General features: G+C 64.9%; 8 protein-coding genes and 1 pseudogene. 6 read left to right on the forward strand and 3 right to left on the reverse strand.

Going from position 1 to position 7,520, the window contains the following annotated elements; genetic code table 11:
- Positions 1 to 491: 491 nt before the first annotated feature.
- Complete coding sequence (locus ACFOSH_RS40720; protein WP_378246572.1) at positions 492 to 899, forward strand: histone-like nucleoid-structuring protein Lsr2; 408 nt, start codon at positions 492 to 494, stop codon at positions 897 to 899.
- 124 nt (positions 900 to 1,023) lie between these two features.
- Here ACFOSH_RS40720 and ACFOSH_RS40725 read toward each other — a convergent pair whose 3' ends face one another.
- Entirely contained in the window at positions 1,024 to 1,227 is a 204-nt protein-coding gene (locus ACFOSH_RS40725) for a hypothetical protein (protein ID WP_378246574.1), read from the reverse strand.
- 202 nt (positions 1,228 to 1,429) lie between these two features.
- The gene (locus tag ACFOSH_RS40730) at positions 1,430 to 1,789 is read right to left on the reverse strand and encodes a hypothetical protein (RefSeq protein WP_378246576.1); all 360 of its coding nucleotides are present in this window, start codon (positions 1,787 to 1,789) and stop codon (positions 1,430 to 1,432) included.
- A 578-nt stretch (positions 1,790 to 2,367) separates the two neighbouring features.
- Between ACFOSH_RS40730 and ACFOSH_RS40735 the strand changes: the two genes are divergently transcribed.
- The 5 genes from ACFOSH_RS40735 to ACFOSH_RS40755 all read left to right on the forward strand — a co-directional run bounded on the left by ACFOSH_RS40735 (position 2,368) and on the right by ACFOSH_RS40755 (position 6,799).
- Positions 2,368 to 2,658 (forward strand): hypothetical protein, encoded by a 291-nt coding sequence (locus ACFOSH_RS40735; RefSeq protein WP_378246578.1) that lies wholly within the window; start codon positions 2,368 to 2,370, stop codon positions 2,656 to 2,658.
- A gap of 272 nt (positions 2,659 to 2,930) precedes the next feature.
- On the forward strand, positions 2,931 to 4,064 hold the full coding sequence (locus ACFOSH_RS40740; RefSeq protein ID WP_378246584.1) for a wax ester/triacylglycerol synthase domain-containing protein: 1,134 nt from the start codon (positions 2,931 to 2,933) through the stop codon (positions 4,062 to 4,064).
- A gap of 159 nt (positions 4,065 to 4,223) precedes the next feature.
- A complete protein-coding gene (locus ACFOSH_RS40745) occupies positions 4,224 to 4,928 on the forward strand; it encodes an O-methyltransferase (RefSeq protein ID WP_378246580.1) in 705 nt (234 codons plus the stop codon).
- Positions 4,928 to 5,953, forward strand: a complete 1,026-nt coding sequence (locus ACFOSH_RS40750; protein WP_378246586.1) for a zinc-binding dehydrogenase — start codon at positions 4,928 to 4,930, stop codon at positions 5,951 to 5,953. The genes ACFOSH_RS40745 and ACFOSH_RS40750 overlap by 1 nt, the downstream gene beginning before the upstream one ends.
- 15 nt (positions 5,954 to 5,968) lie before the next feature.
- A complete protein-coding gene (locus ACFOSH_RS40755) occupies positions 5,969 to 6,799 on the forward strand; it encodes an SDR family NAD(P)-dependent oxidoreductase (RefSeq protein WP_378246582.1) in 831 nt (276 codons plus the stop codon).
- Between the two features lie 458 nt (positions 6,800 to 7,257).
- Here ACFOSH_RS40755 and ACFOSH_RS40760 read toward each other — a convergent pair.
- Positions 7,258 to 7,520: pseudogene (locus ACFOSH_RS40760) on the reverse strand (hypothetical protein); the annotation flags it as partial.

The raw sequence follows: 7,520 nt of genomic DNA on the forward strand, positions 1-7,520 counted from the left end.
ACACTCGACTACCGAACACCCCACGAAACCCGCATAAGCTATCGTCAAGACCACGCCCTCGTGGCATAAACCCCGGTGTCCGGCTCCCCGGGACAACCTCAGTCCAGGGATTTTCGTCCACATTGTCTGCCCGCGCACCGCGCCACGGTGACGTAATGTGGCTATTGCGTGGCCCTCAGTTGTTCTTGTCGAGGCAGCGCCCATCCTGAGGTGTCGCGTGACAGTGAAGGAAAAGCAGTGGCCCGCTCCTAGCTTCGGACCCGGCTTGCAGGAGCGGGCCACTGCCATGCCCGAGAGTTGAGGCCCATGGCTTGGGGCTGCCTCTGGAGTGTTCCGCTGATGGTTTCTTGATGCGTGGCGTCCGGCGAGATGCTGAACTGGGTCATGGCCGGACTCAGAAGGTCCGGCACTCGACGGACGCCACGCGTCGGGTCTGCCGGGAACTGTTCGCACTGGTCCGTGAAATTTGACCTGGTGAAAGGGCTTGTTGCATGGCGAAGAGGGTCAGCGTCGAGATCTTGGATGATCTCGACGGTAGCGAGGCAACTCAGACTCTGCCGTTCGCGTTGGATGGCGTGTCCTATGAGATCGACTTGTCGGATAAGAACGCGCAGGCGCTGCGGGAGGAGTTTGACCGCTATGTGGCTGCGGGCCGCCGGATCGGTGGACGGCGCATCAAGGTTGCGGTCGGCCAGTTGACAGATGGCGCCGCTCCCTGGCGTAGTGCGGCCTCGGGGACTGACCAGGAATATGACCAGCAGGTGCGTGCGTGGGCTGCCGAGAATGGCTATACGCTCTCCGACCAGGGCAGGATCCCGGGGGAGATCACTGAGGCGTTCGAAGCAGGCACTGTTGCCTCGCCGGTCGTTGAGCCCGAACCGGAGAAGCCCGAAGCGTGAGCGGGCGCCGGGTGGTGACCACGACTCGGCCATGGGGATGCGTCGGTGGCCATAGGCCGGCGAGATCCGCGGGCACTATCACGTCGTCCAGCACCACTAGCCAGCGGCGCTCCGTGGTCTCCAGTCAGTTCAGAAAGCGGTCGGCGGACGTCTCCGGATTGGTCGGGATACCAGCGATATCTATCGACGCCTGCGCGAAACCCGACAACACCGCGTCGCGCGAGGACGCCGCGACCCACACGAGCAGGTCGATATCCCCTGCCTCCCAGAGCTGATACCCGAATGCCGAAACAGCTGGGTTTTGCTTACCCCGCCCATGCCCGAACACACCACGACCGTCCCGTCGCCGGCTGTGGATGCGAGCGCCGCGTCCACGGGACGCGTCTGCCGGCAGTCCGCCGGAAGGGGAGGTCTGCCTACACGATGCGGGAACTCGATGGGCGGCGGTCCGTTTATCGTCACAGCCGCATGGAAGACACCAATGGCGCCATTGTTGACTTGGGCCGGTCCGGCACCGGAGACGGGTGGCGCTACGTCGTCTCCGGTGAGGTCGGGGGGATTGGTGGCTGCCCGAACGATACATGTGCGTTGAACGTACCGACCGCGCCGTGATTCGTGGTCACCGTATTCGCCGAATTGCCGATACCCTGCTCCACTAGATCCAGCAGCCTCTGCGCCGTTGTCAGGACGTGCTCGTCGGCCGCCGCTGCGGACTCGGTGAGCCTCACGCGGAGCTCGTCCGGTCGCAAGTCTTCAATGGCCACATCCTTACGGCCCAGTAGCGATTTCAACCGTGAGTACGAATCGGTGATCGCGCTCGTGGTCGTTGTGGTGATTCCGGCGGCGGCTCCAGCACTCAATGCCGCCATGATCAAGTCGACTCCCGGCACCCGCACGTTCCTCCCCATCGGCATGGTTCGCTCTCGATTGTGACAGCCGGTGACCGCCCATGGTGACCCTATCGTCCACCGTCACGCCATTGGCGTACCTCGAGTGATCTCGTGAGGAACTGCACCGGAACCTTGTCTCGGCCCTGACATCTGCTCGAAACCAGGCCCGACATGGTGGTATCTGTAGCAGCCGAGATCACGTAGAGTGAGCGGCGTCCGCTCTGCAGCTTGTCGCCGCAGTCGCCGGGTCCAGCTAGGGCTCATCTGACTGACTTTGGTTCTCAACACAGTGCGAGATGGCATATTTCCGATGTGGTGGCATCTCCTTCCTAGCGGACAAGTCGGCCTTCTCGATCTTCGGGTGGTGGTGCGTGACTTCCCGGGCGCTCTGGCCGTCGGACTGCTCGGCGTCTCTTGCGACTTGGCACGGACACCGACCTCGCGTTGCGTATCGCGCACCTGTCCGCCGCTCGCGCGGCTCGCACTCCACGGAACTTCGGCGGGTCGAACGCGCTCTGCGTGACGGAGCACAGAATCGCCTGGTGCGCTGAATGTGATCGAGGGCAGCTCGACGTGCTGTGGCGGGGGCAGGAGATGCCGATGAGGTCTTCGGACGAGCCGAGGACGCGGCCGAGCAGGCGCTCGCCGAACTACGGGCGGTCGTGCGCGGAATCCTGCCGCCGATGCTCGCCGATCGCAGTTTGATCGACGCGCCCGACACGCTCGCGGCGCGCCTGGTAGTCAGCGCCGGTGCCGCTCACAAGCACATCCGGAATATCTTCGCGACGCTGGACCGCACCCCTGACGACAGCGCCGACCGCCGGGTCACGGCGGTGTTTCACTACCTGAAAGACGTTCGCGGCGGGTAATGGCGACTGTCGCACCCTCGGTGCTGGGCCGTTCGTAGCGCCAAGAAGCCTTTCGGGCAGAGTAAGTGAAAGAAAAACTTCGCGGTTGTCCAGTCGGCGCCGGTTGCTGGGAAGATCCTGTCTCCTGACAGGCAGGAGACGGAACAGTGGAATCCCCGTCAACACCGACTCACTCCGGCGCCAGATCCGCGGATCAGTTGGCGACCGTGTTCGCCAACTTGGAGGGCTTTGCGCCCAGCCCGGCCGACCTCTACTTCGGATTCACTCTCCGCGTGTCCGGGCCGCGTCGGCCACTTGACGAGGTACGGGAGATGGTCGAATCCCGAGTGGCGCGTCTCTTCCCGCTCACAGAGAGATTGAAGGCCGACACGCCTCCCGAGTGGACGCGAGTTCCAGAGGTCGACATCCGATACCACGTGCGGGAAGCGCCGCGGCAAGCAACTGTCCACACGGCACACTCTCTTCTCGGCGACTGGCACGATCCATCGAGGCCGCCGTGGGGTGTTTGGCTGACCGAGCAGGGTGGTGACGGTACCTGGAATATCCATTACGTGGTGCACCACGCCCGGCAGGACGCCGGCGCGGCTCTACGGACGATCGTCGCCCTGCTTGGCGATGATGAGCCGCCGAGGTGGCGATCCGAGACCGGTGCGCGATCTTCGTCCAGGGGCTCGAAGGCCCTTCTGTCACTGCTTCCCGACTTGATGAAAGCTCGTCTATCGGCGGCGAAGGCGCCGCAAGCGCCTCAAGGTCGGGGCAGGGTGCTCGTCTGCGACGAAGTTCAGCTCGACCGCTTGACGGCGGTGGCGAGGGCCAGCGGCGCGACCGTGAACCAGGTGCACCTGGCGGCGTTCTCGGAGGCACTCGACGCTTGGCTGCCCGCGCAGGAGGAAGGTTCACGTCGGGATGTCTTGGTACCCGTCGAAACCTCCGGAACGTGCTTGTCGGACGATTTCGTCAACCACCTCGGCCTCATGCGCCTTGAGCTGCCAGTGTCCGGCTCAAAGCCGGATGAGCACCTTCGCCACATCGTCCGTGCCGCCGGTCGCCGTCGGACCGCGACACATCGGAAGGCATGGGGGCCCTTGCTGCACGACGCGTCTTCCCGGGCCGTCGGATGGGCCCTGCGGACCACGACGGATCCCACGAAGGTCGGCATGACGGCGTCCAGCGTGCGAGCGGAGTTCCCGCTTCGGCTGTTGGGGCTGCCGGTGCTGGACGTCACCGCGATTCCCTGGCTGCCTCCAGGACACTTGTGCTTCGCGCTGCTCGTCACATACGGCGACCGCGCCCGGCTCAGCATCCTCGCGCCCGAGGAAGCACCGGACCTCGCCGGTCTCACCCGGAGGTGGCGCGAATCCGTTGAGGCCCGTGCTGGAGCCATCGATGATTTCCCGGCCTCCTAACGGCTCGATCACGAATTCCATGACGTGGAACACGTGGCGTTTGAGCGGGAAGAAATCTGTATTTTCTCGAACGGGAACAATCGTCGAGGACGTGCGGATTCGTCCACCCGTAGCAGAGCGACGGTGAACGCCGATGCCACTATCGCGGAGAGGATCACCATGACCCAGACGACCATGTCGCACCCCGAGGTGGACAAGACGGTGGCGCTGACACCGGAGCTGATGCGATACGCACGGGATCAAGCCGGGCCACTGACCGCGGCCCAGCGCGAACTCATCGACGAGACAGTCGCGTTGGGCGCGATCGCGGAGATGCGGATTCCCTCCGAGCAGGGTGTGCTGCTGACCATGCTCGCGCGACTGACGTCGGCTCGGACGGTCCTCGAAGTGGGTACCTTCACGGGCTATTCGACCATGGCGCTGGCCGACGGGGTCGGTCCCGGCGGTGTGGTGTTCACCTGCGATGTCACCGACAGGTGGGCCGATATCGCGGCGGCGGCGTGGCGACAAGCCGGTGTCGCCGACCGGATCGAACCGCTGTTCGGCCCGGCGGGCGAGACGCTGCGCAGGTTCCCGGAGTTCCCCTTGTTCGACATGGCCTTCGTCGATGCCGACAAAGTCGGCTATCTCGACTATTGGGAGGCGCTCGTGCCCAGGATCCGCCCCGGCGGTCTGTTGATCGCGGACAACGTCCTCTATCAGGGCGAGGCGGCTTCGCTGACGGCGACGGGCAACGCACGTGCCATCAGGGAGTTCAACGAACACGTGCTGGCGGACGACCGGGTCGAGTCGGTGCTTCTCACCGTCGCGGACGGCCTCACCCTCGCGCGTAAGAAGACCCAGCGGCAGCGGGTGACACGATGATGAGGGCGGCGATGCTGCACGCACCCGGACGAGTGTCCGTGGAGCAGGTGCGCGACCCCAGGATCGAACAGCCGACGGACGCCGTCGTACGAGTGGTCGCCGCCGGGATCTGTGGCACGGATCTGCGTTGCTACCTTGGCAAGCCCGGACCGCTTCAGGGACCGCGTTGCGGGCATGAGTTCGTCGGCGTGGTCGCCCACGTGGGCGCTGCTGTCCGTACCGTGCGCCCTGGGCAACTGGTGGTCGCTCCGTTCATGTTCTGTGACGGCGAATGCGTCCGCTGTACTCACGGTCTGCAGAGCTCCTGTCCGCAGGGCGGGATGTGGAGCATCGCGGCGGGAGGCGCGCAGGCGGAAGGCGTGCGCGTTCCCTTCGCCGACGGCACCTTGGTTCAGGTGCCGTTCGATGAGAACGACGAGCGCATTCCGGCCGTGCTCACGCTGGCGGATGTGATGGCCACCGGCCATCACGCCATTCACGCAGGCGGAATATCCAGGCCCGCGACGGTCGCCGTGATCGGAGACGGCGCGGTGGGTCTGTGCTCGGTTCTGGCTGCACGGAGAGCAGGCGTCGAACGGGTCTTTCTGCTAGGACGCCACGAAGCGCGCTTGAGTATCGGGCGGAGGTTCGGCCTTACGGACGTGGTCACCGTCCGGGGAGCCGAGGGTGAGGCACAGGTGATCGAAGCCACCGGAGGTGCCGGGGTGGACTTGGTGGTCGATGCCGTCGGTGAACAAGACACGGTGGACACGGCCATGGCGATCTGTGCCGACGGTGGAGCCATCAGTTTGGTCGGTGGCCCCCACAGTGTCGTGGAGCCGATGGCTCGCTTCCTGCGCAACATCACCGTCACCGGTGGCCTCGCGCCCGCCAGGGCTTATCTTCCGGCCTTGCTCGATGACGTCATCGCCGGTGACTTGGATCCGAGCCCGGTCTTCGACCGCGTCGTCGACTTGGCCGGCATCGACCTCGGCTACCAGGCGATGGCGAACCGTCAAGCGACCAAGGTCCTCGTCAAACCGTGAAAGGGAGTTAAGCCTGTGAGGAAGGAACCAGTCTCCTCGACCGCCGGCGAACAGTTACGGCGATCCTCGCCACGAGTCCTGCTCACCGGCGGAGGCCACGGGTTCGGCAAGGCATGCGCCGAGCAAGTGGCCTCCTCAGGGGCTTCGGTATTTATCACAGGCCGTGACGGACAGGCGCTTGCCGAGACGGTGGACGTCATCCGCGGCAGCGGTGGAACCGCTGACTTCATGGTCGCCGACCTGGCCGACAGCAGCGCCGTAGCAGAAGCTGTCGACAAGGCGACACGTCTCTTCGGTGGAATCGACGTTCTGGTCAACAATGGTGCCACCACCGGCCCGATCGGACCACTGTGGAGCGTTGACGACCAAGCATGGTGGCACACCATGGAAGTGAATCTCCGTGGCGCCTGGTCGTTCACCAGCAAGGTGGTGTCCGGGATGGTCGACCAGGGCAGCGGGCGCGTCATCAACGTGGTGAGCCGTGCCGGACAGTATCGCTGGCCCTACGCCAGCGCGTATTCCGTCTCCAAGGCCGCCTTGATCTCTCTGACCGCGAATCTCGCCGGAGAGTTGCGCGGAACCGGTGTCACCGCGATCGCGTTCGACCCCGGCATCCTCGACGCCGGGATGACGAAAGCGCATTTTCAGCGGGGGCACACGGACAACCCTTGGGAGAATCGGATCCACGACTGGTTCCGCGCGGCGCAGGACACCGGCGGATTCACCGAGGTCGACGCGGCCGTACGGGCGTTGGAGGCTGTGACTAGTGGAGCCGCGGACCACCTGTCCGGGAAATATGTGACGACCGAGTCTTTGGGTGCAGGGCTGATTCCCGCCGCCCGGTGATACCGAAGGGCCGTGCCATCCGTGCGGCGGCCAGGCCGGGACCAATAGGTCGGCCGGTCACCGACGTGGATTGTCACGGATCGAGGGTTCGCGGACGAGCGCGTCGATGACCTCCTCGCGACGGGTCAGCGTTGTCACGGGCGAGTGAATTCGCCAACGGGGCGACACCGTTCCCCGGGCGCCCTTGTGCGAACCAGGCACAGGAAACTCCACCCCGATCCGCAGGGCGTGAGGATCCTGGACGAGATGCAGGGCCGGCCAGAGGACCGCACTTCCGTCTCCCCGTGGCACGGGTCATGGTCCGGTTCACGTATCCGGAAGGCACCAGATTTGCTGACGTGGTCGACGAGTATCCGCCCACGATCGCCGAAGGGAACAGACCGCCCGGTGTCCTCACCGACGACGGAGAACGTCAAGGTGGAGGCTGCTGCTGTCGAACACGCAGGGGTCGCCGGCGCTCAAGCCCCGGCTTGATCGACCAAGTGCTCGGAATACGCGGTCGCTTCGGGATGGGGACCGTACCCTCGCGGGATGAGATCGGTTACCGGGACCGAGCGCAAGTCGTCGACGAAGTCAGGAAACAACCTCGAGTCCTGGAACGACTTGACGTCGATCAGCGATGCTGTTGGTTTATTCGGGGTGGTGGCGTCTACGCTGGTCAGGGTCTTGTGATGATCGCGGATCTGTGGAGTGTGGCTGCTGATGTCGTTGAAGCCGGTGC

Source organism: Amycolatopsis speibonae, from assembly GCF_042647925.1.
GTDB classification, from domain to species: domain Bacteria; phylum Actinomycetota; class Actinomycetes; order Mycobacteriales; family Pseudonocardiaceae; genus Amycolatopsis; species Amycolatopsis speibonae.